Here is a 25,649-nt window from a genome sequence, read left to right as displayed (position 1 = left end):
CTGGTGATCCCCTCCGCCCGCCGCCCGGCTACGGCTGCTCCGCGGCGGGACCTTCCGCGGCGGCGGACTCCTCCACCACGCCTTCGGCCGGGGTCGCGACCGGGACCGCGAGCAGCACGGCGCCGCAGCTCCGGCAGAACTTCCAGTCGCTCCCCACCTGCGCGGCGCACGACGGGCAGGCGGGCTCCGCGGCGCCTTCGGCGGATGCCGCGCCCGCGGCCCCGTCGCCCGGCGCGGCGGCCGCGGCTTCGGCCGGGGCCGCGGCCTGGGGCTCGAGCAGCGCGCCGCCGCAGGCCCGGCAGAACTTCCAGTCGCCCGCCACCGACGCCCCGCACGCCGGGCACGCCGCGCCCGGGCCGATCGAGCGCAGCGCCTCCGTGAGGCGCCGGTACTGCTCGCCCTCGCACCAGCGCACGATCTCCCGCGCCCGGAGCGCGCTGAACGGGTGGGTGGCCTCCATCACGCTCATCAGCTGGAGCACCCTGCTCCACGCGTTCTCGGCCAGCTTGTCGAAGTCCTCGGCCTGCCGGAGGTACTCCTCGACGTTCACGTCCGCGGTGATGGACTTGGGGCCGCCGGCCAGGCGGATCATGGTCTCCACCACCTGCTGCGGGCCGCCCAGCACCACCGCCGCGGCCCGGTCGGCCGAGAACTCCGAGCGCCGCGACCAGTACGCCAGCGCGATCTCGATCGGCTTCACCGCGATGGAGAGCGGGCCCAGGATCGACGCCCCGCCGTTGAAGAGCACCCAGGCCATGGTCTTGTACAGCGTGTGCCGGCAGACCAGGTGCCCCACCTCGTGGGCGATCACGGCGCGCAGCTCCTCCTCGTCGCACGCGTCCACCAGGTCCGCCGTCACCACCACGAAGCGGCGCGTGTCGCCCAGCGAGAAGGCGTTCACGTCGCCGGTGGCGTGCAGGTACATCTCCGGCACCTCCACGTCCAGCACCTGGCAGCACTCCACCAGGTGGCGGTGGATGCGGGGGAGCTGGTTGGGCCCCAGGCGCACCGCCTGCGAGAGGTACTGGTTGAGGAAGAGCTGCTCCTGGAAGACCTTGAGGAACGTCTTGACGAACTGGTCGAACATCGGGATGGCGCGGAGCTGCTCCTGGGCGGCGGCGTCTTCCGGATGGATGAAGTCACGGGCGTTCACACGCATCGCCGAGCTCCGCGTCAACGGGTGGACGAGCCTGGACCGGCGGGTGGGGCGGGCGGGGAGAAGCCTCGCGGAACGGACGGGAACGCACGGCGTCCCGGCCGCAAGCTAATCCGCACCGGCAGCCGGGACAATGACCTGCTTCGGGCCGGAATTTCGTCGGAAATCGCCGCCGAGAACGGCTCGATGGCTTCCCGCGAGGATCCGCGCCGACGAACAGCGGGGTCGCAGGGTCGCCGGACCCGGGTGCAATCCCGGCCTCAACGCAGCGACGCGCCCGAAAGGGGGACGTGAGAGGGCGATGGAGCCAGGTGAGAAAACTCCATTGCCTCCGTGGATCACTCCGGCTCCCGCCGCGCGGACAGGTCTCGCGCCTCCCCGACGTTCCTCCGAAACGCAATTCCGCCGGGTACCGGGCGTGGCTCGAAGCCGGCTCCGCAGGGTAGGCGACCACCGCTTGCGCGAATCACTCAGGCGCAGACTCGGCCTGGGCCAGCATGCAGGTGAACCGCCTCCCTTTGTGCAGGTCGATGAGGGGCCTGGAGATTTCCCTGTCCGGCTCCTCCGGGACATGCTTCTTGTCGGGATCGACCCCGTCGAAGAAGTCATAGTACTTGATGAAGTGGTGCGCCGGGTCGGTGGGGCCCGGAAACGGTGTCGTCGAATCCGGGAACTCGTCGGGAGGCGCGTTGAAGATCGCCAGATTCATCTGCTGGTGGTGGGGGCGAAGCTCCAGGGTCTTGCTTCCGAGGGTCAGCCTGAGTGGCGACTCGACACCGAAGACCCTCCACGTGAGCGAGATCGCCATTGGGCGGCGGTTCGAGCCGAACTTCCACCTGATCCCCGGCTTCAGCGAATCCCGGCCCCCGTCGTCCAGCGTCACCCGGCAGAGCACGGGGTCGGTCGGCGGAGGATCGTCGAGGTGCCTCCGGGGCACCCTCTTGTCCCCGAGGGTCGTCGAGAGGTCGACGACCTGGAAATCCACCGGCTGCCCACTCGAGGCACCACTCTTGAGCCCGGTGAGGTCGAGCGCGAGGCCGTCCAGTGGTTCGCACGGCCAGCACGTGTCCCCTTCGCACGGCGGGGCGGAACCGTGCTCCGGCGCGTAAAAGAGACGTGCCCGATGTCCGGTTACCGGGGGCAGGAGCACGTGCATCTGCTGGTGGCCGGGGTCGCGCACCAACAGGCACATCCCTGCGAACTCGATGTCGAGCCGGAAAGTCTCGATCTCGGTCGGCATAATGCCTCCTGACGGGGGTTCGGGTGAGCGAGTGCCGCGTCGCCGGCGCAGCCGCGGCCCGGACCTGCAGCCCCGCATCGTCCTCCGCGTGCGACTTCTTGCGGTCGGCCTCTCGTGTAGCGAAACGCGCCCGTGCTGCGGCGCGGGCCGGTGCGCCGGCGTCCAGGTCCTGCGTGCGAATCCACAGCCCGGTCGTCCACCTCCGCCACACGGCGGGCCACGCGGTCCGCCTCCCGCTCGCGCGCGTCGTCCGCGGGCCCCACTGCCGCCGGCCCGGAGGGTGACGAGGCGCGCTGCTGAACGACGTGCGCCCGCTCGTGCGCGAGGAGGGCCCGCCCACCGGCGGAATCGGGGCGGTACTCGTCCGCGCGGAAGAAGACGTCGCGCCCGATGGTGAAGGCGCGCGCGTCCAACGCCGGGCTCAGCCGCGCGCGGAGGGGAGTCCACCCTCCGCGGACGCGGGGAATCTGCGGGTCGCGGCGGCACCCTGGCAAGCAAACGGTTGGTTGCCGGCGGCGGCCGACGGCTCGCGGCAGTTCCGGAAAAGGTCTCACGCAGAGACGCAGAGACACAGAGAAGACCCGAGGGTTTCTCTGCGTCTCTGCGTCTCTGTGTCTCCGCGTGAATCCAATCCGCCCCGAGGCCTGGGCGCGGCCGCGAGGCTCGCTACTCCCACCGCGGCGGGAGCAGCTGCGAGGCGGTGGTGGTCTCGAAGTGGATGATCGCGTCGTAGAGCGACGGCAGCGACACCAGCCGGATCCCCCACCCGGGGATGCTGGGCCGGTGGCAGCACCCGATCTCGCGCACCGCGCGCGGGCCGGCGAGCCAGCGGGTGGCGGGCGATCCGAACGAGACCCGCAGGTCGAGGATGAACCGGGGCAGCCCGGCGCTGTGGAAGTAGTGCTCGTAGCTCCCGTCGGGCGCCGCCCCGAAGCTGTAGGTGCCGAACGGGCCCCCGTCGAGGTTCACGGCGGTGAACGACCCCTGGTAGAAGCTGAAGCCCATCACCCGCATCTCCTGCCCGAACCGGGCGCGCAGGTGGCTGCCCATCCACCCCGGCGCGGTGCTGACGTGCGCGTTGTGGGCCCAGATCACCATCTTCGCTCCCGCTCCCTCGCGGTCCAGCCACCACGCGGCGTTCTCGGCCATGTAGCGGTCGCGCGCCGAGCCGTCGCGCTGCGAGAGCACGTCCTCGCCCTGCACGGCCAGCCGCGCCGCCTGGAGCGTGAACGAGAACTCCGCCGGCGAGGCGGCCGCCTCCAGCCTGGCGCGGTTCGCGGCCAGGTACTCGTGCACCTGCGCCACCTGCGCGCGGCAATCCTCCCTCAGCACGTTGGGAACGCTCGAGTAGCTGGCCCGCGAGCCCCCCCGCGCGTCGTTCGAGTAGGGGCGCAGGCAGGAGAAGCGGTCCGTGGCCAGCGCGGCGCCCGCGGGGTCCGCCCGCCGCAGGAAGGCCACCACGGTGTCCATCGCCAGGGTGGGGAACTGGGCGTCGACCCCCACGAAGCCCACCTTGCGGGCGTTGGCGGGGTTCGCGTTCCAGGCGCGCATCCACTCGATCAGGTCGAGCACCTCCTGCGTCCGCCAGGTCCAGAAGTAGAGCCCGGTGAGCCGCGCGTGCGCGTTGCCGCTGCCGGTGCGGACGTACTCGTCGATCCGGGTCGCCTCGGCCCACTCCGACTCGATGGCGAACGTGGTGAACCCCATCTCCCGCACCAGGAACTCCAGCAGGCGGTGCTTCATCTCGAAGAACTCGCGCGTGCCGTGCGTGGCCTCGCCGAGCGCCACGATGCGGGCGCCGCCCACGATCGGCTTCAGCGGGAGCAGGTCCTGGTAGGGGCCGCCCGCCCGCGAGGCGGTGAACGGGATGGCGTTCGCCTGCAGCCACGCCGTCGCCTCGCGCGGGACCTCCGTTCCCGACGGCTCGGTGATCGGCTCGGCGCCCGAGCACGCGGCGAGGGTGGCGCCCAGCAGCAGCACGAGGGTCCGCGCGCTCATGCGACCTCCAGGAGAGCAGGTGGAACCGGGACCACGGCCGGGTGGCGGAGGTCGACGGGAGGCCTCGCGCCGAAGTCCGGCGGAACGGGAGCCAGGCCGCGGGAAGCAGGAACGCGGGCCCGTGTCGTTCCCAGGCCGTGCGGGCGCGGCGACGGTGCTCTCCCGGTGCGCGCCGAGTCCACCAGGCCGCTCATCCACGGGCGACGTCTCGGTCGGGCCGGAGCCTCCGCGCGGCGGCCACGCTCACAGCGCGTCCGGGGCAGGCGGGGCCGGAGCCCGCGAGATCGTGACGCTGCGGACGCGCCACTCGCTGTTGGACACCCGGGTGGCGACGAACGACATGCGGCCGCGCAAGGCTCCCTCCCCGCCCGCGCCTCCGGGCCCCCACGCGAGATCACAGATCGCGTACGCCAGGTCGCCGCTGGTCTCGAAGTCCGTGATCCGCCACTGCATCTCTTCCTCGCGGGCGAGCACGGCCGGAAGCGAATCCGAGAGGGCCTGCGGTCCACGGATCAGTGGAAGACCCTCGACCGCGAGCGTGGCATTGCGCGCGACGAGACGGCTGAGTCCCGCCGCGTCGTCCGCGTTCCACGCATCGGCCCACTGCGTCATCAGCTGGGTGAGCTCGGCCCGCACCCGGGCTCGATAGGCGTTGCGCTCGCCGCCCAGGTCCCGCGCGGCGCCGCCGGGGATGTGCTGCTGCGCGGGTGCCCGGTGGGCGGACAGGATCAGGACCACGAGGACGAGAAGGGTACGACGCATCTTCGCTTGGTGTAGGAGGGATTCGCGGTGACGGCGGGTTGCCGGGCTCTACTGGCGGGCGCGACGCCGCGGGGTCGACGGACGAAGCATCGTCTTCTCGCGCTATGCGTGGCGGAGGTAGGCGCGCCGATGCCGCCGACAGACCGGAGGCGGCTGCACCCCGGCGGGTGCGATAGAACGCGGCAGCGCCGACGGCCGTGACGCACGGACGAACACGGAGGACAAAATGAGGCCGGCCCGCGACACGGCCGCGCCGCGGCGTCATTGCGGGACGAGCCGGCGCGGCTAGAATTCCGGACCGCCTCCGGGCCATCCGGATCGGCCTCCGCTCCCCACCCGCCGAGGAGACCCGCCGTGTCGACCACCGCACCCGTCCCGTCCGCCTTCATCACCCCCGCGGCGCTGCTCGCGCACTGGCAGGGCCACCGCCGGCTGACCCGGCGCGTGATCGAAGCCTTCCCCGACGACCAGCTCTTCACCTTCTCGGTCGGCGGAATGCGCCCGTTCGGCGCACTGGCGATGGAGATGCTCAGCATGGGCGCGCCGATGGTGCGCGGCGTGGCGACGGGCGAGTGGAGCAGTTCCTGGAACCGTGACGCCCGGCCGAAGGAGGAGATCCTGCGGCTCTGGGACGAGGCCACGGAGCAGATCGACGCCCTCTGGACGCAGATCCCGCCGGGCAGGTTCCAGGAGTCCATGACCGCGTTCGGGCAGTACCCGGGCGTCGCCCACGACCTGCTGCTCTACGTGATCGACAACGAGATCCACCACCGCGGGCAGGGCTACGTCTACCTGCGCGCCCTCGGCATCGAGCCGCCGCCGTTCTTCGAGCGGCAATGACACGCCTCCGCCCGGACGAAGACCACCCCGCCGACACATGACGGCTGGTGGCCCCGCAGCCCGGATTTCGATCCTGAACGCATCGACGCGCCCGAGACCACGCGGTCCGGGCGCGTTGCGTTCGAATACCGTGTTGCACTGCCTGCGGGTGAATGGAGCCTACCGGGATCGAACCGGTGACCTCCTGCTTGCAAAGCAGGCGCTCTCCCAGCTGAGCTAAGGCCCCGAACGGGGCTGAATCTAACCAACATCTGGCGCGAACTCAAGTCGTCCGCGCCTTTCGCGCGTCTTCCCCACCCGCGCCGGGTTGCCGCGGGCGGCGCGGCGACGTAGCCTTGGGCGGTCACCCCAGAATGTCCTGACCCCGAGGCTTCCATGCACCGCACCCGCAGCATCGCCCTCGCCGTCCTGGCGGCGCTCGCCGCCGCCGCGTCGCCGCTGGCCGCGCAGGAGCGCCGGCCGCTCACGCCGCTCGACCTCTACCACCTGCGCGCCGCCTCCGACGTGGCGCTCTCGCCCGACGGGCGGAGCGTGGTCTACGTGGTCACGCAGGCCGACTCGGCGACGAACAGGTACCGCCGCGACCTGTGGATCGCCCGCACCGACGGCAGCGGGCCCCCGAGGCGGCTGACGTGGACGAACTCGCCCTCCGTGGGCTCCCCCGCCTTCTCGCCCGACGGGACGCGCCTGGCCTTCGTGAGCTCGCGCGGGGAGGGGGCCCGGCCGCAGGTGTGGATCCTCCCGCTGGCCGACGGCGGCGAGGCCTGGCCGCTCACCGACCTCCGGAGCGGCGCCGCCGGCCCCGTCTGGTCGCCGCAGGGCGACCGCGTCGCCTTCACCTCCGCGCTGCCGCCCACCGAGCTCGACACCGCGCGCGACACCACGAAGGCCAGGGTCGACGCCGCCGCCATCCGCCGCATCGACCGCGACCGCGCCGCCGCGCTGGCCGCCATCCGCACCAAGCTCCGTCTGGAGGAAGAGGACGACGACCCCCGCCGCGTCACCCGGCTCGCCTTCATGGGCGAGACCTCGATCGAGGGCGAGCGCTGGCGCCAGGTCTACGTGGTCGACGCGCGGCCCGACGCGAAGCCCGTCCGCGTGACCGCGAACCCGTGGAACTCCTCCGCCCCCTCGTGGTCGCCCGACGGGCGCTCGCTCGTCTTCTCCTCCGGCGAGCCCCGCGCCGGCCGCCACCCCGACGAAGAGCTGGAGTCGGACCTGGTGGTGGTCCCCGCCGGCGGCGGCGCGGCGCGGCGGATCGCCGAGCCCGGCTACTCCGAGAGCGCCCCGCGCTGGTCGCCCGACGGGCGGTGGATCGCCTACGCGCGGCAGCACGTGGAGACCGGGTTCCGCACCGCCGTCAACCGCGAGCTGGTGCTGGCGCGCGCCGACGGCAGCGGCCGCCGGAGCGTCACCGCGGGGCTCGACCGCTCGGTGGACGACTTCGAGTTCACGGAAGACGGCTGGCTCTACTTCACCGTCTCGTCCGAGGGCGCCGTCCCCCTCTACCGCGTCCGCGTGGACGGCGGCGCCCCGCAGAAGGTGGTCGACGGCCCGCGCGGCGTGCTCGCCTTCGACGTGGCCGGCCGGACGATCGCCTGGGCCGAGATGAACCCCCGCCGCCCGAGCGACGTCTACGCCGCGGGAGGAGACGGGCGGGGCGAGCGGCGGCTCACCACGCTGAACGACTCGCTCCTGGCGCGCGTGTACGTGGCCGACTACGAGGAGATGTGGTACCCCTCCTTCGACGGCCGCCGCGTGCAGGGGTGGATCCTGCGCCCGATCGGCTACCGCGCGGGCGACCGGCCGCCGCTGGCGGTGGAGATCCACGGCGGCCCGCACGCCATGTGGGGCCCGGGCGAGGCCAGCATGTGGCTCGAGTACCAGTCGCTGGCCGGCGCCGGCTACACCGTCTTCTTCAGCAACCCGCGCGGCTCCGGCGGCTACGGCGAGGAAGGGCTGCAGAGCATCCACCGCAACTGGGGCACCCCGCCCGCGCGCGACATCCTGATCGGCGCCGACAGCGTGCTGGCGCGCGGCCTGGCCGACCCCGCCCGGCAGGCCGTCACCGGCGGCAGCTACGCCGGCTACATGGTGGCGTGGCTGATCGCCAAGGAGGCGCCCGAGCGCTTCCGGGCCGCTGTGGCGCAGCGCGGCGTCTACGACCTGTCGATCTGGTGGGGCGCGTCGAACACCTGGCGGCTCTTCGAGGGCGAGTTCGGGGGCCGGCCGTGGGAGCAGGCCGAGATCGCCCGCGAGCAGTCGCCGCTCACCTGGGTGGCCAACGTGCGCACCCCGCTGCTGATGCTGCACGGCGAGGCCGACTACCGCACCACCATCGCGGGCGCCGAGGCGTTCTACCGCGCGCTCAAGACGCTGGGCCGCGACGTCGAGTTCGTGCGCTACCCGCGCGAAGGCCACGAGCTCACCCGCTCCGGCGAGCCAGCCCACCGCGTGGACCACATGCTGCGCATCGTCGAGTGGTTCGAGCGCCACATCCGCCCCGAGGTGCGCTCCCCCGCCGCCCCGACCCCGACGCGGTGAGGTCGAGCGGAGGAACTGCAACTGCGGGTGTGGGCGTGTCCCTCCGCTGCGCTCCGGGCCGGGCTGCGCGCGCCGTAGGCCTGCAAACAACGCAGGCCAACGGCGCCGGGCCACCGCCGCCACGATACCCCCTGTGGCGGCGGCGTCCCGGCCCTCCGGGCGCGCATCCCTCACGCAACTACAACAGGAAAACCTCACACGAAGCCAGCAGAGTCAGTGGAGAATTTCTCTGCTGACTCTGCTGACTCTGCGTGAGGCTTGCAGTTTTCCGGATGAGACGAGAAGGGCTCGCGCCTCCGCCCTTACGGCCTCCGCCCCGTCCCGAACACCTCCTCCACCGTCGGCGCGGCGGGGACGGTGTCGGCGCCCTCGCGCAACCAGCGGAAGGTGACGCGCCGCCGCCAGAGCGGGTCCACCGCCATCCGGTGCGAGCCAACGGTGAGCCGCGCGATGCGCCCCACCCGGTCGCGCACCTGCTTGGTGAACGTCACCGTCACCGAGTCGCCCGCCGTCTGCGTGAGGCGGGTGCAGTAGGGGGTCACCCCCGAGATCGGGAAGCGCTGGATCGTCGGCATCCCCGAGCCCTGGTCGCTTTGCACGTAGAGCGTCTTCCCCGGGCGGATGCGCTGCGTGATCGCCGCGCACACCTCCACGCCGCTCGCCCCCATCGGCCAGCTCGCCACGCTCACCTGGTCCCCCGTCGCGAACGTCAGCGTCTCGCCGGCCTGGAGCGAGAGCGCCGCCGCCGGCCGCGCGCCCGCCGCGGCACCCGCGAGGAGCACGGCGCCCGTGATCGGCACGGTGAAGAAGACGAACGCGCGGAAGCGTGGCATCGTGGCGGAAAGCGCGGAAAGAGGAGCGTCGGGAGGCTCCGGAAAGCTAACCGCGCATCTCGGCGACGACAACGTGGCGGAGAGACGCCGAACCGAGCGCCGGGCGAAGCGCATCGTTCCCTGCTTGCGCTGCTGCTCTCCGTAAGATGATTCGTACTCAAGGTCTGAACGGATTTTCAAAGAAGTGGTATCACACCGCGCATTCGCCCGCGCGGCCCCGCGCCCGCGCTATCCCCATGCGCGGGCACGGGTTGCCCGGAGCGCGCGCCCGCCCCATTTTTGCGTCTCCCGAATCCCGGAACGCCGACGCGCGCGGCCCGCCCGCGCGCTCCTCTTATCGCTCGCATACGCCGATGATCCGCTCGCTGCTGACGCGCAAGGTCGAGAAGCTCCCGCCCGAGGTCCGCCTGGAGGGCCGCATCCTGTTCCTGGTGGACGACCCCGAGCTCGTCCGCCGCCAGCTCGACGGCGAGGACCTCGAGCTGACGGACGAGGTCCGCGGCCGGCTGCGCGACAACATCTCCACCGACGAGATCACCCCCGCGTACATCTGCTACTACTACGACGAGACGCTGGGCGAATTCCCCTACCTGGGCCTGAAGGCCGGGAGCGAGTTCCCCATCAAGCAGGGGAGCGTGAAGCAGGGCGGCTTCGTGGCCTCCGTCTCGGGGAAGCGCCGCGGCAAGGGCTCCTCCCGCGAGCAGAGCCCGTACGCCGAGATGATGGCGGGGATCCGGCTGGTGATCGCCGAGAACATCGAGCGCATCTACCGCGAGAACTGCCAGAACCTGGGCGTGCTCACGTCGACGAACTTCGAGCTGGTCGAGCGCATCCGCCGCGGCGGGACCATCCCCCTCTCCGAGTTCACCGAGGGCGCCGACGAGATCACCCGCGGCATCATCGAGCACGGCGGGCTCTTCAACTACAACGTCGCCCGCCTGCAGGGGCTGGTGCAGACCCCGCCGATCTCCTGCCACGGCGCGGGCGAGACCACGGACGACCTGGACGCGCAGGACGTGCGCATGCTGCGCGGCAGCGGCGAGTACGACCAGCCCGGCCCCGACACCGGCGCGGGCGGCGCCGCCGCGCAGTTCGTCGCCACTTCGACGTCGAACGTCCGCGCCGACGCACTGGGCGCCCCCGCCGGCCGCCGCCACCCCGGCGGGGCGCGGCCGATGACCCTCGCCGAGAAGATCTTCGCCCGCCACTGGGTCACCGACCTGTCGAAGGACGCGGTGGGCGTGCCGTGGGTGCAGCCCGGCGACGCGGGGTTCGTGAAGACCGACATCCGCTTCAGCCACGAGTACGTCACCCCCATGTCGGCCATCTTCTTCGAGCAGCTGGTCGGCCCCGACGAGAAGGTGCTGGAGCCCGAGTCGATCCTCTTCTTCCGCGACCACCTCACCTTCCTCAAGGACGCCATGTCGCCCGAGCGGGTGCAGCTCGGCCTGCTCGACGTGGCCAACCAGCTGGAGGTCAAGCAGCGCCAGTTCGCCGAGAAGCAGGGGGTGCGCCTCTACGGCGAGCTGGGGCACGGCAAGCACGGCTCCGAGGCCATCTGCCACTCCAAGATCCTGGAGAGCTACGCCCTGCCCGGCCACGTGATCATCGGCAGCGACTCGCACACCCCGCACGCCGGCGCCGTGGGGTGCGTGGCGTTCGGCGTGGGCACCACGGCCATCTTCAACTCGTGGATCACCAGGGACGTGCGGGTGGAGGTGCCCAGGTCGTTCAGGGTGGTGGTCCGCGGCGAGAAGCCCGCCAACGTCTCGGCCAAGGACTTCATGCTCGAGATCCTGCGCCACCCGTACATCAAGGACGGCCACGCCATCGGGCAGATCATCGAGTACGCCGGCCCCGCCGTGGAGGCGCTCTCGGTCGACGAGCGCGCCACCATGACCAACATGGCCGCCGAGGTGGGCGCCTTCACCGGGATCGTGGCGCCCGACGCCAAGACGGTCGACTACCTGGTGGAGCAGCGCGGGATGCCGCGCGAGGAGGCCGAGGCGCTCTGCGACGGGCTCTTCTCCGACGAGGGCGCCGAGTACGTGAAGGTGATCGAGATCGACGCCTCCACCCTGCGCCCGATGATCGCGCTCCCCGGCGACCCCGGCAACGGGATGCACGTGGACGAGCTGGACGACGAGGTCCGCATCGACATCGCCTACGCGGGGAGCTGCACGGCGGGGAAGAAGGAGGACATGGACATGTACGCGCGCGTGCTGCGCGAGCACGCCGAGCGCGGCGAGCGCAAGCCCGACCACGTGCAGTTCTACATCCAGTGCGGCTCGCAGGAGGTCTACCGCTACTGCCAGGAGCAGGGGTACGACCGCGTGTTCGACGCGGTGGGCGCCACCTTCATCGAGCCGAGCTGCGGCGCCTGCATCAACGCGGGTCCGGGCGTCAGCCGCAAGCCCACGGACGTCACCATCAGCGCCATCAACCGCAACTTCCCCGGCCGCAGCGGCCCCGGCCAGCTCTACCTGGCCTCCCCCTACACCGTCGCCGCCTCGGCGATGGCGGGCCGCATCGTGGCCTGGGAGCCGCAGGCCGAGCTGGCGGGCGTCTGACGTGACCCGGTGCACTCCACGCCGGCCCCGCCCATGGGGCCGGCGTTTTCGCACCCCTCGCGCCACGGCGCGCACTTCGCGCACTAACGTCTTGACACAGGGGTCCACTCTGTGTACTTTCGGCTCGTCTTCGGAGCGGAGGACCGCACGTGAGCATCAAGGACCAGGCGCTGCGCCTGATCGGCAGCCTGCCCGAGAACTGCACCTGGGACGACGTCTTCCGCGCCGTGTCGCGCGGGCCCACCGAGGGGATGCGGCGGCCGGGCGTGGTGCGCGAGCTGAGGGCGCCGTACGGCGAGGAGCCCGAACAACCACGGGAGGAGGCGGGGGTGAGCTACGACTTCGACGTGATCGTCGAGCGCGACGCCGAGGGGTGGTACGTGGGCTCGGTGCCGGCGCTGCAGGGGTGTCACACGCAGGCGCGCTCGGTCGAGCAGCTCATGGAGCGCGTGCGCGAGGCGGTGGAGCTGTGTCTGGAGGTCTCGGGCGGCCGCCCCTCGGAAACCGGGTTCGTCGGCATCCGCCGCGTCTCGGTAACGGCATGACGCGGCTGCCGCGCATCACCGGAAAGGAGTTGCTCGCGGCGCTGAAGAGAATCGGGTTCGAGGTTCTGCGCGTGAAGGGGAGCCATCACTTCGTCCAGCACGAGGACGGCCGGGCTACGGTGGTCCCCGTCCACGCGGGCGACACCCTCGGCCCCGGCCTGCTGAACAAGATCCTCTCCGACGTGCAGATCACCCGCGACGAGCTGATCGACCTGCTGTAGGCGGCATCCGCCACGATTGCAGCCCGACACGACGAGGGGCCCCGGACGCATCCGGGGCCCCTCGTCCGTCCGCCGTAGCGCCCCGGCCGCCTACGCCGTCCCGTGGCCGGTGAGCGGCTCGCCGCCCATGACGTGCACGTGCAGGTGGGGCACCGATTGGTTGCCATCCGGCCCCGTGTTGATCACCACGCGGTAGCCGGTCTTGTCCACCCCCTCCTGCCGGGCCACGTCGCGCGCGCCCAGCAGCAGCCTCCCCGCCAGCTCCGCGTCGTCGTCGGCCAGGTGCGCCACGGATTCCACGTGCTTGCGAGGGATGAGCAGCACGTGCACCTTCGCGGCAGGGTATTTGTCTTCAATGGCGATGAAGTCGGCGGTCTCCAGCACGCGGTGCGAGGGGATCTCGCCCGCGACGATCTTGCAGAAGATGCAGCTGTCCATGCCGTCCCCGCGGCTCGGGTGGATGCCTGGTGAGACGGCGGAAAGTGCGGAGGGCCGCCCGCGCGCACAAGCCCCGGCGCGCGGGCGGAACGGACGCGGCTAGTGCTTGTGCCCATCGCCGGGGCCGTGCCGCTCGGGGCCGGGCTCGTACTCCAGCCCGCCGCTCCCGGCCGAGCCGAACTTGGGCGCGGTCATCCGCCCCGTGGTGGTGTGCGGCGGCTCGTGTTTCTCGTAGCCGTAGTCGTCCTGCGCGTGGTGGTCGCCGTACTTCGCCGGGTCGGCCTGGAACTGCCGCAGGCACGCCTCCGAGCAGAAGTAGTGCGTGTGGCTGCCGTGCTCCAGCTTGAGCGCGGTCGCCGTATCCACCTCCCTCCCGCAGACGGGGTCGCGAACAGTGGCCATGGTCACCTCCCGGGTTCGAGGGTCCGTCCGAAAAAGGCCTGCATCGTTCGCGCCCGATTCGAAGTCCCCCAGAATCAAAAAGGCCGGCGCGGAGATTCCCGCGCCGGCCACTCACGCACTCACGCACTCACGCACTCCCCACCGGCCGCAGCAGCGCGCTCCACCACTCCTCCTCCTCGTCCACCCGCTCCACGCGGAAGCCGGCCGCCTCCGCGTCGCACACCACGTCGGGAGACTCGGGCTGGAGGATGCCGGAGACGACCAGCCGCCCGGCGGGCGAGCCGCCCAGCGCGCGGCGGAAGGCGGGCAGCAGCGGGCGGATCACCCCGCTCAGGATGTTGGCGAGCACCAGGTCGAAGCGGCCCAGCCCCTCCAGCAGCGCCTCGTCCGCCAGCGCCTCGACGATGCGGACGCGGTCCGCCACGCCGTTGCGCTCCAGGTTCTCGCGGGCGTTGAGGTTGGCGTCGGGGTCGTACTCCACGGCGACCGCCTCGCGCGCCCTCAGCCGCGCGGCGGCGATGGAGAGGATCGCCGAGCCCGAGCCCACGTCCAGCACCCGGTCGCCCGCGCGGACCACGGCGTCCAGCAGGCGCAGGCAGCCGCGCGTGGTGGCGTGCTCGCCCGTGCCGAACGCCATCTGCGGGTCCACGTCCACCACCACCTGCCCCGGCGCCGCCTCCCACTCCGTCCAGGTCGGCTTGACGACGAGGCGGTCGGTCACCTGCCGCGGACCCAGGCCGCGCTTCCACTCCGCCGCCCAGTCCTCGTCCTCCTGCCAGCGCCAGGAGACCGCGACCCGCGCCCCGTCCGGGAGCCACTCCGCCAGCCGCTCGCGCGCCTCGCGGGCGAGCGCCTCCGGGTCGTCCGGCGGGAGGAGGTAGGTGACGAGCGACGCCCCGCGCTCCTCGACCGCGGCGCCCCCCAGCGCGAGAAGCCCCTCCGCCACGAGCCCCGCGAACTCGGGAGAAGGGGCCTCCACCGTCAGCACCAGCCACCGCGCCGGGTCGATCACGCCGCGAACGCGCCCTTCACGCGGTCCCAGAACCCCGTGCGCTGCTTGCCGCCGCCGGGCGCGGGCCCCTCGATCTCCGAGAGCTTGCGGAACAGCTCCGCCTGCTCCGGGCTGAGCTCCGTGGGCGTCCACACGTGCACCCGCACGTGCTGGTCGCCGCGGCCGCCGCCGCCCAGGTGCGGCAGCCCCTTGCCGCGCAGCGTCAACACGTCGCCGCTCTGCACCCCGGGGGGGATGCGCACCTTCTCCTCGCCGTGCACGGTGGGGATCTCCACCTCCTGCCCCAGCGCCGCCTGGCTGAAGGAGACCGGCAATTCGTAGATCAGGTCCGAGCCGTCGCGCACGAAGCGCGCGTCCTCCTCCACCTCGATCACCACGATCACGTCGCCGCGGGGGCCGCCGCGCGGGCCGGCGTTGCCCTGGCCGCGCAGCGTCAGGTAGTTGTCGGAGCTCACCCCGGCGGGGATCTCCACCTCCAGCACCCGCTCGCCGCGCTCCCGCCCGTCGCCGTGGCAGGCCTTGCAGGGGCTCTTGATCACCTTCCCCTCGCCGCCGCACGCCGGGCAGACGGTGGCGCTCACGAACTGCCCGAACACGCTGCGCTGCACCCGGCGGATCTGCCCGGTGCCCTGGCACTGCTCGCAGTTGACGGGGCCCGCCGCGTCGGCCGAGCCGGTGCCCTTGCAGGTGGAGCAGGGGTCCAGCGCGCGCACCTTGAGCGTCTTGCGCACCCCGGCGGCCACTTCCGCCAGCGTGATGCGCAGCCGCACCTGCAGGTCCTTGCCGCGCTGCACTCCGCCGCGCCGGCGCGCCCCGCCCCCGAACAGGTCCTCGAACCCGCCGAAGCCGCCGAAGTCGCGCATGAAGATGTTCAGCGCGTCCTCGAACCCGAAGCCGCCGCCGAACCCGCCCGCGCCCGCCCCCATGCCGCGCTTGACCCCCGCGTGGCCGAAGCGGTCGTACGCCGCGCGCTTGTCGGGGTCGCGGAGCACCTCGTAGGCCTCGGTGGCCTCCTTGAAGCGCTCCTCGGCCTCCTTGTCGCCGCCGTTGCGGTCGGGGTGGTACTGGAGGGCGAGCTTGCGGTACGCCTTCTTCACGCTCTCGGCGTCGGCGTCGCGCCCCACGCCCAGGATCTCGTAGTAGTCTCTCATGTCCTTCGTCGCCGTGGATGAACCCCACGAACCGCGAACTTCAACCGATCAACTGCTCGTTCGGGCGTGTCCCCCTGGCGGGGGCCGGGCTGCGCGCGCCGTAGGGCACGATACGACCGTGCCCAACGGCGCCGGGCCACCGCCGCCACGAAACCCCGTGTGGCGGCGCCGTCCCGGCCCTCCGGGCGCGCATCCCTCACGCGGTCGTGCCGTCGCGGTCGAAGCCTCGCGGGGGCTGCGAGGCTTCCCGTGGCTCCAGCGGGCGGCTTCGACCGCCCGGACCTCGCCGCCCCACCCCTCAGGCCAGGAACTCCGAGATCAGGTGCGACGTGCTCTCCACCAGCGAGATCACCCGCTCGTACGGCATGCGCGTGGGGCCGATCACCCCGATCACCCCCTTGAGCGAGCCCGAGCGGTACTCCGAGGTCACCAGCGTGAAGTCGGAGAGCGCCGGGTCGCCGTGCTCCACCCCGATGGTCACGTTCAGCCCCTCGCGCCCCGGGCGCCGGTCCAGCGCGCGCTTGAGCAGGTCGCGCCGCTCGGTCAGCTCGATCAGCGAGCGCAGCCGCTCGCCGCTGGCGAACTCGGGCTGCTCGGCCAGCACCGAGGCGCGCCCCAGGTGCAGCTCCTCCTCCGGCGCCGCGGGGGGCACGAACAGCTCCTCGGCCGACTGGACGAAGACGTTCAGCAGCTCCGCCGCCCCCGGCTCGTCGGGCGAGGCCGAGTCGCGCAGGCGCTCGGGGATCGTCTGGCGGATCTCGCGCAGCGTGAGCCCCCCCAGCCGCTCGTTCAGGATGCGCGCCACCGCCGCCAGCGTGCTGGGGGGGATCGCCCCCGTCACGTCCACGTAGATCGTGCGCACCCCCGCCGCCCGGAGCGTCATCACCAGCAGCACCCGCGCCTCGCCCACCGGGGCCAGGTCCAGCCGCTCCAGGGCGGCCTCGTCCAGCCGCGGCCCGATCGCCAGCCCCAGCTCCTGCGTGAGCAGCCCCAGCGTCTGCGCCGCGCGGCGCAGCAGGTGCTCCACCGCCGCGCCCTCGCCGCGCTGCTCCAGCTCGCGGCGGATGGCGGTGCGCTCGGCGGGCGTCAGCTCCTCCTTGCGCATCAGCGAGTCCACGTACAGGCGGTACGCCAGGTCCGTGGGCACGCGCCCGGCCGAGGTGTGGGGGTGGTAGAGGTACCCCTTCTCCTCCAGGTCGCTCATGGTGTTGCGCACGGTGGCCGGCGAGATGCCCAGCCGGAAGCGCCGGGCCACGGTGCGGCTCCCGGCGGGCTCGGCGGTCTCGACGTACGTGCGGATCACCGCCTCGAGGATGGCGTGCTCGCGCTCGTTGAGGGGTGCCTCGGCCATGGTCTCGCGGGTGGCGAAAGATCGGGCATAAACTCGTGGAATTTGCCGCCGCCGGACTCCCGCGTCAATGCCGGAAACGTGCTTTCCCCGTTGCCGCTTCGACACTTGGCGCCGCCGCCCGGACGGACTCCCCGCCCCTCCGCCCCTTCCGGACCCCACCCCCGGCTCCGGGGACTCCGTCTCCGCCGCCGGCGCCCACCCGCAAGTTCCGGGGCCGCGGGGTGCGCCGCCCTGGCCGAAGGTGGCGGCGGGGACGGGTCTTCCGGGCAGCCTGGCTGTCATCCGTGCAGGGCCGGCTCCCCCTCGCGCGCCGCGGCCATCTCCACCGCCAGCCGGTCGAGGAGGAGCCACCCCTCCGCCGTCAGCCGGACCGTGTCGCCCTCGGCGCGCGCCCACCCCTGGCGCACCCAGACCTCCGATAGACGCCTTTCCGCGTCCGACGTCATCCGGTGGCCCAGGTCGGTGCGCAGCCCCAGCCAGGCGTGCTCCAGCGCCGCCGTCTCCTCGTCCACCCGCTCCTCGCCGCCCGTCGGCAGGCGGCCGGCGCGCAGGGCGCCCTGGTAGGCGTCCCAGCTGCGCGTGTTCCAGCGCCGCAGCGGGGGATGGAAGGCGTGCGCGCCGGGCCCCAGCGCCGCGTACGGCAGCCCCGTCCAGTAGACGAAGTTGTGGCGCGAGCGCCGGCCGGGGAGGCCGAAGTTGGAAACCTCGTAGTGCTCGAACCCGGCCGCCGTGAGCCGCTCGTGGGCCAGCAGGAACTCGTCGGCGTAGCGGTCCTCGTCGGCCAGCGTCTCGCGGCCCTCCTGCACCCAGCGCCCCAGCGGCGCCCCCGCCTCGGCGGTGAGGCCGTAGAGCGAGACGTGCTCGGGCTCCAGCAGCAGCGCGTGGTGGAGGTCCGCCCCCCAGTCGCGCCCCAGCCGCGCGGGGAGCCCGAAGATCAGGTCCACGCTCACGTTGCCGATCCCCGCCGCGCGCGCCGCCTCCACCGCCCGCGCGGGGCCGTCCACGCCGTGCAGGCGGCCCATCCACCTGAGCGCCGGCTCGTGGAAGGTCTGCGCGCCCAGCGAGACGCGGTTCACCCCCGCCGCCGCCCAGGCGCGCGCCACCTCGGGCGTGAAGCTCTCCGGGTTGGCCTCGCACGTCCACTCGGCGGACGCGTTCCACACCGCGTACGGCTCCAGGCGCCGGCGCAGCTCGGCCATCGCTCCGGGCGCCAGCATCGACGGCGTGCCGCCGCCCAGGTACACGGTGTCGAGCGCGAGCGGCAGCGCCCAGCCGCGCTCCCCGGCGAGGAGCCGCATCTCCGCCGCGACCGCGTCCAGCCACTCGTCCGTGGGCGCCTCGCGGGTGGCCTGCACGGCGAAGTCGCAGTACGAGCAGCGCCGCACGCAGAACGGCACGTGCACGTACAGAGAGCGGGGCCGCTCGTCCGGCCCCGCCCCGTTCGCCCGCCCGCCGTCCTGCCCTGGATGGATCACGCCGCTCGTCCTCCAGCTCGTTCGCGCATCGACGCGTACACGACACCGCAGAGTGGAGACGGTTCCCGCTCCGCCGCGCGGCTCGCGGTCTTTCGTGACGCCTCCCGACCCCGTGCGAGACTCCTCCCCGGACCGCCGGCCCTTCCGCATCGCCGGTATTGACAAACCCGACCGCGAGCGAGCACTATGTGGCATGTCCTACTCCAGTAGGAGGAAACGTGACGTCTGATCCTGCCGCGCTCGGCGACCGCGAGCTCGACCTGATGCAGGTGCTCTGGCGGCGCGGGGAGGCGACGGTGGCCGAGGTGCAGCAGAGCCTCGCCGCCGGGGGCACCCGCTTGGCCTACACGTCGGTGCAGACGATGCTGAACCGGCTGGAAGCCAAGGGGATGGTCGGGCGCTCGGTCGCCGACCGCGCGCACGTCTACCACGCCCTGGCTCCCGAGCCGAAGGTGGTCGGGTCGCTGCTCGAGCGCCTCGCGGACCGCTTCTTCAAGGGCAGCGTCGAACGGCTGGCGACCCATCTCCTGGAGTCGGAGCTGTCGGTGGAGGAGCTCGACCGGCTGCAGGCCCTCATCGCCGCCGAGCGCGCGCGGAGGGGGAGATGAGCGCGGCCCCCGCCCTCGTGGGGGTGCTCCTCTCGGGACTGGCCGGCGGCGTCCTGGTCGCGCTCCTGGTCGCCCTCGTGCTCCGGGCGGCGCCGCGCGCGGCACCCCGGGCGCGCTACGTGTTCGTGCTCGGCGCGCTGGCGCTCACCATCGCCGCTCCCCTGCTGCGAGCCGCGGCCGGGAGCTCCGGAGCCGCCTCGCGGGCGGCGCGGGGCGTGGTGGTGGTGCCCGTCCGGCTCCGGCTCGAAGCCGCTCCCGCGCCCGCGACCGGGGGCGCCCCCGCCGCTCCTCCGGCGATCGGCGCCGTGCCCGGCTGGGAGGCGATCCTCCGGGCCGCGGCGTCGCCCCGGGTCGCACCCTGGATCCTGGCCCTGTGGGCCGCGGGCGCGCTCGTCCTGCTCGGTCGCGAGGCGCTGGCCCACCGCTGGTTCCGGCAGCGGCGCCGCGGGTGGCGCCTCGCCTCCGTCGCGCCGGAGGCGCTTCCAGCCGGCCTTCGTCGTACCCCGGTGTTCCTCAGCCCGCACGACGGGCCGCTCGCGGTCGGTCTCCTCCGCCCGCGCGTCGTCCTCCCCGACTGGCTTCCTCCAGATGCGGCCGCCGCCGTGTTGCGCCACGAGCTGGAGCACGTACGCTGGCGCGATCCGCTCGTCAACGCGGTCGTGCGCCTGGCCTGCGCCGTCCTGTGGCCGTGGCCGCACGTGTGGTACCTGGCCGGGCTCGCCCGGATCGAGCGGGAGGTCGCGGCCGACCGTGCCGGCGCGGGCCCGGGGGGCGAGCGGGAGGCGGCGCGCTACGCCGAGACGCTGCTGCGGGTCGCCCGCCGCGCCCCTCCTTCCGTGCGCGCGGCCGCCTGCTCGTCGTACGCCGCCGCCGACCTGGAGCGGCGCATCCGGCGGCTCTTCGTTCCCGCCGAGCGGACGGGCTGGAGGCTCGCCGTGCTCGGTCCCGCCGCGCTCCTGCTCTGGGCGGGGACCGCCGCGGCACTGCCTCCGTCCGCACCGGCCGGCCCTCGTCCGGGCCCGGCTCCTCCGGGTCCGCGCAGCCGGGCCGCCGCGCCGCGTGCCCTTCCCCGCGCCGCGGCGGCCGCGCCCGCGCTTGCTTCTCCCGCGTCGCCGCGGACCCCGCCGGAGGCAGGGCCGGCCCGCCAGCCGCTGCGCTTCGTCAACCTGCCGGGCACCCCCCTCGAGGTGGTCGAGGCGAGCGCGGCCGCGGCAGGGGCGGACCAGATCGGGCGCCCCGTCGTTCGCCTCCGCAACCGCTCGCGAGAGACCGTCTCCGCCTTCGCCCTCGCGTTCGTCGTCGCGGGACGCGCCACGGCGGTCGTGCACGACACCTCCGACATCGGACCCGGAGAGCACTACGTCGTGCGGCTCCCGGGGGAGGGCCGCATCAACGCCGCGGCCGGCGCGGTGGCCGTGTCCGTGATCCGGGCGGAGATCGCCGGGCGGGAGCCGTGGGGAACCGCGGCGCCGCCGGGCCTCCTCCCCCCCTTGCCGGCCGGGCTGGCCGCGGCCTCGACGCGCGCGCGGTAGCAGGCTGCACCCGCGCGCGCCGGGGAAATGCCGCGCCCCTGTCTCCTACAAGAGTAGGACACGGAGGCGCTCCACCTCCACCCGGAGTGCGAGATCCATGACCAGGCCTGTTCTGCTCCTGCTCGGCGGGCTCCTGCTCACCCTGCCGCACCCCGGCGGCGCGGAGGCGCAGGACCTCGCCGCGGCCCGCATCGACTCGCTCCTCGACACCCGCTTCGCGGCCGCTGCCGCGGCGGACTCCCCGGGGTGCCAGGCCGCCGTGATCCGCCGGGGACGGCTGGTCACGCAGCGCGCCTACGGGAGCGCGAACCTCGAGCACCGCGCGCCGGTCACCGCCGAGACCCGGTTCCCGCTCCTGTCCATCACGAAGCAGTTCACTGCCTTCGCCGTGCTCCTGCTTGCGCAGGAGGGGAAGCTCTCCCTCGACGACGACGTGCGCCGCTTCGTCCCCGAGGTGCCGGACTTCGGCCACAGGGTCACGCTCCGCCATCTCCTGCACCACACCAGCGGGCTGCGGGACTACTGGGACCTGCGGGGCTTCTCCGGCGAGCGCACCGACGACGTGGTCACCCAGCACGACGTGCTCCAGTTCCTCTCGCGCCAGCGGGCCCTGAACTTCGAGCCCGGCACGGAGCACCTCTACAACAACACGGGCTACCTCCTCCTCGGCATCGTCGTGAAGCGCGCGAGCGGGATGTCGCTTCCGGCCTTCGCGCAGGCGAGGATCTTCGGCCCCCTGGGGATGAGGAACACCCGGTTCGTGGAGACCCGGCACGAGGTGGTCCCGCGCCGCGCCTACGGCTACGCGCGCGGGCGGGGCGGAACGCTGGTGACGGCGCCCGCCAACGACGTGGCGGGGTCGACCGGGCTGCTCAGCACGGTGGAAGACCTGGCGGCGTGGGACCGCAACTTCTACACGGGCGAGGTGGGCGGTCCCGGCGTGCTCGCGCAGATGCGCACCCCGGCGCGGCTCGCGGACGGCTCCACGGCGGGCTACGGAGGGGGGCTCCAGCTGGCGGCGCACCGCGGGCTGCGCACCGAGGAGCACAACGGGGCGGACCCGGGCTACCTGGCCGAGCTGCTCCGGTTCCCCGACCAGGGCCTCACCGTGGCGGCGCTGTGCAGCGGCCGCGCCGCGGACCCGATCGCGGAGGCGTACGCCGTGGCCGACACCCTGCTGGCCGGCGAAATCGCCGCTGCCGCGCCGGCGAGAGCGCCCGCCGTGGCGGTGCGCGTGGACCCCGCCCGGCTGGCGAGCTACACGGGCGTCTACCACGGCGTGTCCAACGACCTGGTGCGGCGGATCCTCAGGCACGCCGACACCCTGTTCTACGCGCGGCGCCCCGGCGACTCCACCCGCCTCGTCCCGCTCGCCCCGGACCGCTTCCTGCTCGGTCCGGAGAGCGGCGTCGAGGTCCGCTTCGTTCCGGCGCGGGGCGGCGGCCGCCCCGAAATGCACGTTCTCGTCCCCGGCGCGCGGCCCAGCCGCTACCTGCCCGTGGACACCGCTCGCGGCCTTCCCGCGGGGCTGGCCGAGTACGGCGGCCTCTACTACAGCGAGGAGCTCCAGGCGACCTACCGGATCGGCGTCCTGGACGGGCAGCTCCACTGGCGGATCGAAGGGCTGGGCCCCGAAGAGTTCAGCGTCACCTATCCTCCCCGCTTCCGGGACAGCTTCGGGGAGCGCGGCGTGAGCCTGACCTTCATCCGGGGTCCGCGCGGCGAGGTGCGGGCGCTCGAGCTCACCACCGACCGGGCGCGGCGGGTCCGCTTCGAGCGGGTGCGGCAGGCCCCCCGGTGAGGGGGTCTCCTCTAACCCGTTGCCCGGCTCCGCCAGATCGTGGAGCTCACTCCCGTGTCTCCTTCCCGCGTCCGGCCGGCGGGAGCGCGGCCAGGAGAAGCGTCCGGCCGGGGACGAAGCGTCGAGTCATCACCGGCGTCATCGAGAGTTACCGCTTCGGGCCCGGCCCCAGCTCGGCGGGCGTGAAGGTGTAGACGGCGTCTTCCCGGTAGCCCGTCGCCAGGCTCGCGTCGCTGGTGGCGAAGACGACGCTCACGTCCTCCAGCACGTCGTACTTCGCGTAGTGGTCGCGCACGAACCCGGCGAGCTTGCGCGCGGTGGCCCTGCGCTTCGAGTCCGCCTGCCTGCCGAGCGGCGAGTCCTCCACCACGACCGCCATGTGCGTGCGGTCGTTGAGGTGCACCTCCAGCTGGGTGCTGTCGAACTCCTTGTTGAGCGCCGCCGAGAGGCTCGTCAGGTCCACGAAGTCCTGGCACCCCGCCAGGCCGACGGCCAGCGCGGTGAGGAGCAGCGGAAGACGGGGGATGCGGATCGGGATGCGCATGGAGGAGGTCCGCCGAAGAGGGTGACGGGTGCCGGCCCGGGAGTGCCCCGGACCCGGGATTCGAAGCGCTTCCTCAACGGGCGGAAGAGTTTACGAGGTCCCAGGGGCGTCGGTTTCGGAGGGAGATGTTCAGAAGGGCAAGCGCACAACCACCTAACCTGGCGATGAGAAGGCGCTGGTGATCGGCTTCGGGATGGCTCAGATATGGGCTCCCGACGCGAGACCGGCGAGAACCGCAATCACCTCGTCAGCCTGACCCGCTTTCACGAGCGAAGCGGGGGTTTGCCCGCCCAGCATCGGCACGCTCGAATGAAGCCAGGTCCGTGCGGCGGCTTCGTCTCGGAATACCGCCTGGAGCAGGCGCCTCAATTCGCGATTCTTCTCCATCGCTGTCCTTAACTCGCGGTGAACCGGCCGACTACCTCCTGCGGAACTGCTTCCCCGGCAGCGACTCCGCCAGCTCCTTCAGCTCCAGGCCGAGGAGCGCCGCGAGCACGTTGCTGGGGGCCAGGTTCGTCTCGGCCGCGAGATCGTCCACGTGGCGGGGGTCGCGGCCGAGCGCGGCGAAGACCGCCGCCTCCTCGGGCGCCAGCTCCGGCGGCGGGGGCGGAGGCACGTCGGGAGACTCGGGGAGGCCAGCGTGCTGGACCGGCGCCAGCGGGCGCGGGAGGCCGACCCCCTGCAGCTCCTCCAGGATGTCGTGCGCGGAGGTGACCAGGCGCGCGCCCTCCTTCAGCAGCTGGTTGGTCCCCGCGCTCTGCGGCGAGCCGATCGGGCCGGGGACGGCGAAGACCTCCTTCCCCTGCTCCAGCGCGTAGGTCACCGTGTGCTGCGCGCCGCTCTTCTCGCCCATCTCGACGACCAGCACGCCCAGGCTGAGCGCCGCGATCAGCCGGTTGCGGCGGGGGAAGTTCCCCGCGGCAGGGTCCTCGCCCGGCGCCAGCTCCGTCACCAGCAGCCCGCGCTCGCGCACCCGCTCGAACAGGCGCCGGTTCTCGGGCGGGTACACGCGGTCGATCCCGTGGCCGAGCACGCCCAGAGTGGCGCCGCCCGCGTCCAGCGCCGCCGCGTGCGCCGCCGCGTCGATCCCCTTCGCCATCCCGCTGACGATCGCGTAGCCCGCGCGCGCCAGGTCGCCCGCCAGCGCGGCCGCCGCGCGCGCCCCGTAGTCCGTCGGGTCGCGCGTGCCGACCACGCCGATCCCCGGCGCGCCCAGCAGGTCCAGGTCGCCGGCGGCGAAGAGCAGGTAGGGAGGATCGGGGAGCGAGCGGAACGCCTCGGGATACGCCAGGTCGTCCGGCGTGACGGCGCCGGCGCCGACGCGGCCGAGCGACTCCAGCGCCACCCGGGCGCGCTCCCGCCCCTCGTCCGAGCCGGCGGAGAGCACGCGACGCACGAACTCCGGCCCGAAGCCGGGGAGCGCCGCCACCTCGTCCGGCGAGGCCGAGAGCACGCGCTCCGCCGAGCCGAAGCGGGCGAGGAGGGCCGAGAGGCGCGCCGGGCCGATCCCGGGGACCACGGCCAGGCGCAGGAGCGGCTCCAGCGCGGAAGCGGCGAGCGGCATCGTCAGGGCGTCCAAGGCTGCGGCGCTTCCTCGGGCTGCTCGCGCTCCGCCTCGCGCGTCGCGTGCGCCCAAAGCCCTTCCAGCAGCGGGTCCAGCCCCCGCCGCGAGACCGACGAGATGGTGAACTGCCCCCAGGCCTCCGGCGCGTCCACGCGCGGCTCCGGCCAGTCCGGCGGGAGCAGGTCGGCCTTGGTGAACACCACGCAGTGCGGCTTGGCCGCCAGCTCCGCCGAGTACGCCTCCAGCTCCGCGCGCAGCTTCGCGTACTCCGCCTGCACCTCCAGCGCGTCCGCCGGGATCATCACCGCCAGCGTGCGGGTGCGCTCGATGTGGCGGAGGAACTGCAGCCCCAGCCCCTTCCCCTCGTGCGCCCCCTCGATGATCCCGGGGATGTCGGCCACCACGAACGAGCGGCTGTCCGAGAGCCCCACCACGCCCAGGTTGGGCGCCAGCGTGGTGAACGGGTAGTCGGCCACCTTGGGCGTCGCCGCCGAGACCGCCGCCAGGAAGGTGCTCTTCCCCGCGTTCGGCTCGCCCACCAGTCCCACGTCGGCGATCAGCTTGAGCTCCAGCGCGATGCGGCGCTCCTCGCCCGGCTGGCCGGGGTCGGCGCGGCGGGGCGCCTGGTTGGTGGCGGTGGCGAAGCGCGCGTTCCCCCACCCGCCGCGCCCGCCGCGCGCGACGACGAGCTCCTGGCCCCGCTCCAGCACCTCGCCGATCACCTCGCCCGACTCCTCGTCGCGCACCACGGTGCCGAGGGGGACGCGAAGGACGAGGGGCTCGCCGCTCCGGCCGGTGGAGGTGGAGCCGGAGCCCTTCCCCCCGTTCTCGGCGCGGTAGTGCTGCTGGTAGCGGAAGTCCATCAGCGTGGAGAGCTGCGGGTCGCCGACCAGCACCACGTCGGCCCCGTTCCCCCCGTCGCCCCCGTCGGGCCCGCCGCGGGGCACGAACTTCTCACGCCGGAAGCTCGACGCCCCGGGCCCCCCGTCGCCCGCCTTCACCTGGATGGTCGCCTGGTCGAGGAACACGTCCGCTCCCGGTCTTCGTTTATCGAAACAACGG

23 protein-coding genes and 1 tRNA gene are annotated in these 25,649 nt (G+C 73.2%); 8 read left to right on the top strand and 16 right to left on the bottom strand.

Annotated elements, in window-relative coordinates:
* Positions 1-28: 28 nt before the first annotated feature.
* From VF746_07345 to VF746_07330, 4 genes are all read right to left on the bottom strand, one after another.
* Positions 29-1,159: a M48 family metallopeptidase gene (locus VF746_07345; GenBank protein ID HEX8692215.1), complete on the bottom strand. Its 1,131-nt coding sequence runs from the start codon at positions 1,157-1,159 to the stop codon at positions 29-31.
* A 463-nt stretch (positions 1,160-1,622) separates the two neighbouring features.
* Complete coding sequence (locus VF746_07340) at positions 1,623-2,396, bottom strand: hypothetical protein (GenBank protein HEX8692214.1); 774 nt, start codon at positions 2,394-2,396, stop codon at positions 1,623-1,625.
* Positions 2,397-3,062: 666 nt separating this feature from the next.
* Positions 3,063-4,394 (bottom strand): erythromycin esterase family protein, encoded by a 1,332-nt coding sequence (locus tag VF746_07335; GenBank protein ID HEX8692213.1) that lies wholly within the window; start codon positions 4,392-4,394, stop codon positions 3,063-3,065.
* Positions 4,395-4,637: 243 nt separating this feature from the next.
* Positions 4,638-5,156: a DUF4440 domain-containing protein gene (locus tag VF746_07330; protein HEX8692212.1), complete on the bottom strand. Its 519-nt coding sequence runs from the start codon at positions 5,154-5,156 to the stop codon at positions 4,638-4,640.
* Between the two features lie 354 nt (positions 5,157-5,510).
* Between VF746_07330 and VF746_07325 the strand changes: the two genes are divergently transcribed.
* Positions 5,511-5,996: a DinB family protein gene (locus tag VF746_07325; GenBank protein ID HEX8692211.1), complete on the top strand. Its 486-nt coding sequence runs from the start codon at positions 5,511-5,513 to the stop codon at positions 5,994-5,996.
* 153 nt (positions 5,997-6,149) lie between these two features.
* Here the strand turns inward: VF746_07325 and VF746_07320 are convergent.
* A tRNA-Ala gene (locus tag VF746_07320) sits at positions 6,150-6,222 on the bottom strand.
* Between the two features lie 149 nt (positions 6,223-6,371).
* Between VF746_07320 and VF746_07315 the strand changes: the two genes are divergently transcribed.
* Entirely contained in the window at positions 6,372-8,540 is a 2,169-nt protein-coding gene (locus VF746_07315; protein HEX8692210.1) for a S9 family peptidase, read from the top strand.
* Between the two features lie 302 nt (positions 8,541-8,842).
* Here the strand turns inward: VF746_07315 and VF746_07310 are convergent, their stop codons facing one another.
* Complete coding sequence (locus tag VF746_07310; GenBank protein HEX8692209.1) at positions 8,843-9,373, bottom strand: hypothetical protein; 531 nt, start codon at positions 9,371-9,373, stop codon at positions 8,843-8,845.
* A 353-nt stretch (positions 9,374-9,726) separates the two neighbouring features.
* On the opposite strand from VF746_07310, the gene VF746_07305 reads away from it, so the two are divergent.
* The 3 genes from VF746_07305 to VF746_07295 all read left to right on the top strand — a co-directional run bounded on the left by VF746_07305 (position 9,727) and on the right by VF746_07295 (position 12,709).
* Complete coding sequence (locus VF746_07305) at positions 9,727-11,943, top strand: aconitase family protein (GenBank protein ID HEX8692208.1); 2,217 nt, start codon at positions 9,727-9,729, stop codon at positions 11,941-11,943.
* A gap of 149 nt (positions 11,944-12,092) precedes the next feature.
* Positions 12,093-12,488, top strand: a complete 396-nt coding sequence (locus VF746_07300; protein ID HEX8692207.1) for a type II toxin-antitoxin system HicB family antitoxin — start codon at positions 12,093-12,095, stop codon at positions 12,486-12,488.
* Positions 12,485-12,709 carry a type II toxin-antitoxin system HicA family toxin gene (locus tag VF746_07295; protein HEX8692206.1) on the top strand — a complete coding sequence of 75 codons (225 nt, stop codon included), beginning with the start codon at positions 12,485-12,487 and terminating at the stop codon, positions 12,707-12,709. The genes VF746_07300 and VF746_07295 overlap by 4 nt, the downstream gene beginning before the upstream one ends.
* A gap of 90 nt (positions 12,710-12,799) precedes the next feature.
* Here the strand turns inward: VF746_07295 and VF746_07290 are convergent, their stop codons facing one another.
* The 6 genes from VF746_07290 to hemW all read right to left on the bottom strand — a co-directional run bounded on the left by VF746_07290 (position 12,800) and on the right by hemW (position 18,538).
* Positions 12,800-13,147, bottom strand: coding sequence for a histidine triad nucleotide-binding protein (locus tag VF746_07290; protein HEX8692205.1), 348 nt, complete (start codon positions 13,145-13,147; stop codon positions 12,800-12,802).
* Positions 13,148-13,246: 99 nt separating this feature from the next.
* Positions 13,247-13,549 carry a YHS domain-containing protein gene (locus VF746_07285; protein ID HEX8692204.1) on the bottom strand — a complete coding sequence of 101 codons (303 nt, stop codon included), beginning with the start codon at positions 13,547-13,549 and terminating at the stop codon, positions 13,247-13,249.
* 127 nt (positions 13,550-13,676) lie between these two features.
* Positions 13,677-14,561, bottom strand: coding sequence for a 50S ribosomal protein L11 methyltransferase (locus tag VF746_07280; protein ID HEX8692203.1), 885 nt, complete (start codon positions 14,559-14,561; stop codon positions 13,677-13,679).
* On the bottom strand, positions 14,558-15,712 hold the full coding sequence (gene dnaJ / locus VF746_07275) for a molecular chaperone DnaJ (protein ID HEX8692202.1): 1,155 nt from the start codon (positions 15,710-15,712) through the stop codon (positions 14,558-14,560). Before dnaJ ends, VF746_07280 begins: the two co-directional genes overlap by 4 nt.
* Positions 15,713-16,010: 298 nt before the next feature.
* Positions 16,011-17,063, bottom strand: coding sequence for a heat-inducible transcriptional repressor HrcA (gene hrcA, locus VF746_07270; protein ID HEX8692201.1), 1,053 nt, complete (start codon positions 17,061-17,063; stop codon positions 16,011-16,013).
* 278 nt (positions 17,064-17,341) lie between these two features.
* The gene (gene hemW, locus VF746_07265; GenBank protein HEX8692200.1) at positions 17,342-18,538 is read right to left on the bottom strand and encodes a radical SAM family heme chaperone HemW; all 1,197 of its coding nucleotides are present in this window, start codon (positions 18,536-18,538) and stop codon (positions 17,342-17,344) included.
* Positions 18,539-18,756: 218 nt separating this feature from the next.
* Between hemW and VF746_07260 the strand changes: the two genes are divergently transcribed.
* The 3 genes from VF746_07260 (at position 18,757) to VF746_07250 (ending at position 22,479) form a co-directional block, all read left to right on the top strand.
* Positions 18,757-19,146 carry a BlaI/MecI/CopY family transcriptional regulator gene (locus tag VF746_07260; protein ID HEX8692199.1) on the top strand — a complete coding sequence of 130 codons (390 nt, stop codon included), beginning with the start codon at positions 18,757-18,759 and terminating at the stop codon, positions 19,144-19,146.
* Positions 19,143-20,678 (top strand): M56 family metallopeptidase, encoded by a 1,536-nt coding sequence (locus VF746_07255; GenBank protein HEX8692198.1) that lies wholly within the window; start codon positions 19,143-19,145, stop codon positions 20,676-20,678. The genes VF746_07260 and VF746_07255 overlap by 4 nt, the downstream gene beginning before the upstream one ends.
* A 97-nt stretch (positions 20,679-20,775) precedes the next feature.
* Positions 20,776-22,479 (top strand): serine hydrolase domain-containing protein, encoded by a 1,704-nt coding sequence (locus VF746_07250; protein HEX8692197.1) that lies wholly within the window; start codon positions 20,776-20,778, stop codon positions 22,477-22,479.
* 148 nt (positions 22,480-22,627) lie between these two features.
* On the opposite strand, the gene VF746_07245 is transcribed toward VF746_07250, so the two are convergent.
* The 4 genes from VF746_07245 to obgE form a co-directional block, all read right to left on the bottom strand.
* Entirely contained in the window at positions 22,628-23,023 is a 396-nt protein-coding gene (locus VF746_07245) for a hypothetical protein (GenBank protein ID HEX8692196.1), read from the bottom strand.
* A gap of 198 nt (positions 23,024-23,221) precedes the next feature.
* Complete coding sequence (locus VF746_07240; protein ID HEX8692195.1) at positions 23,222-23,410, bottom strand: MbcA/ParS/Xre antitoxin family protein; 189 nt, start codon at positions 23,408-23,410, stop codon at positions 23,222-23,224.
* A gap of 31 nt (positions 23,411-23,441) precedes the next feature.
* A complete protein-coding gene (dprA, locus tag VF746_07235; protein HEX8692194.1) occupies positions 23,442-24,602 on the bottom strand; it encodes a DNA-processing protein DprA in 1,161 nt (386 codons plus the stop codon).
* Complete coding sequence (obgE, locus tag VF746_07230; protein ID HEX8692193.1) at positions 24,590-25,615, bottom strand: GTPase ObgE; 1,026 nt, start codon at positions 25,613-25,615, stop codon at positions 24,590-24,592. Before obgE ends, dprA begins: the two co-directional genes overlap by 13 nt.
* Positions 25,616-25,649: the final 34 nt, after the last annotated feature.

This window comes from Longimicrobium sp. (assembly GCA_036389795.1).
Classification (GTDB): Bacteria; Gemmatimonadota; Gemmatimonadetes; order Longimicrobiales; family Longimicrobiaceae; genus Longimicrobium.
This window is presented reverse-complemented; position numbering and strand designations above follow the sequence as displayed.

Coding starts and splice junctions, on each gene's coding strand:
- VF746_07295 (HEX8692206.1), top strand. CDS start 12,485: ATGACGCGGCTGCCGCGCATCACCGGAAAGGAGTTGCTCGCGGCGCTG.
- VF746_07255 (HEX8692198.1), top strand. CDS start 19,143: ATGAGCGCGGCCCCCGCCCTCGTGGGGGTGCTCCTCTCGGGACTGGCC.
- VF746_07340 (HEX8692214.1), bottom strand. CDS start 2,396: ATGCCGACCGAGATCGAGACTTTCCGGCTCGACATCGAGTTCGCAGGG.
- hrcA (HEX8692201.1), bottom strand. CDS start 17,063: ATGGCCGAGGCACCCCTCAACGAGCGCGAGCACGCCATCCTCGAGGCG.
- VF746_07290 (HEX8692205.1), bottom strand. CDS start 13,147: ATGGACAGCTGCATCTTCTGCAAGATCGTCGCGGGCGAGATCCCCTCG.
- VF746_07310 (HEX8692209.1), bottom strand. CDS start 9,373: ATGCCACGCTTCCGCGCGTTCGTCTTCTTCACCGTGCCGATCACGGGC.
- VF746_07305 (HEX8692208.1), top strand. CDS start 9,727: ATGATCCGCTCGCTGCTGACGCGCAAGGTCGAGAAGCTCCCGCCCGAG.
- VF746_07285 (HEX8692204.1), bottom strand. CDS start 13,549: ATGGCCACTGTTCGCGACCCCGTCTGCGGGAGGGAGGTGGATACGGCG.
- dnaJ (HEX8692202.1), bottom strand. CDS start 15,712: ATGAGAGACTACTACGAGATCCTGGGCGTGGGGCGCGACGCCGACGCC.
- VF746_07240 (HEX8692195.1), bottom strand. CDS start 23,410: ATGGAGAAGAATCGCGAATTGAGGCGCCTGCTCCAGGCGGTATTCCGA.
- VF746_07335 (HEX8692213.1), bottom strand. CDS start 4,394: ATGAGCGCGCGGACCCTCGTGCTGCTGCTGGGCGCCACCCTCGCCGCG.
- VF746_07250 (HEX8692197.1), top strand. CDS start 20,776: ATGACCAGGCCTGTTCTGCTCCTGCTCGGCGGGCTCCTGCTCACCCTG.
- VF746_07330 (HEX8692212.1), bottom strand. CDS start 5,156: ATGCGTCGTACCCTTCTCGTCCTCGTGGTCCTGATCCTGTCCGCCCAC.
- VF746_07315 (HEX8692210.1), top strand. CDS start 6,372: ATGCACCGCACCCGCAGCATCGCCCTCGCCGTCCTGGCGGCGCTCGCC.
- VF746_07245 (HEX8692196.1), bottom strand. CDS start 23,023: ATGCGCATCCCGATCCGCATCCCCCGTCTTCCGCTGCTCCTCACCGCG.
- VF746_07345 (HEX8692215.1), bottom strand. CDS start 1,159: ATGCGTGTGAACGCCCGTGACTTCATCCATCCGGAAGACGCCGCCGCC.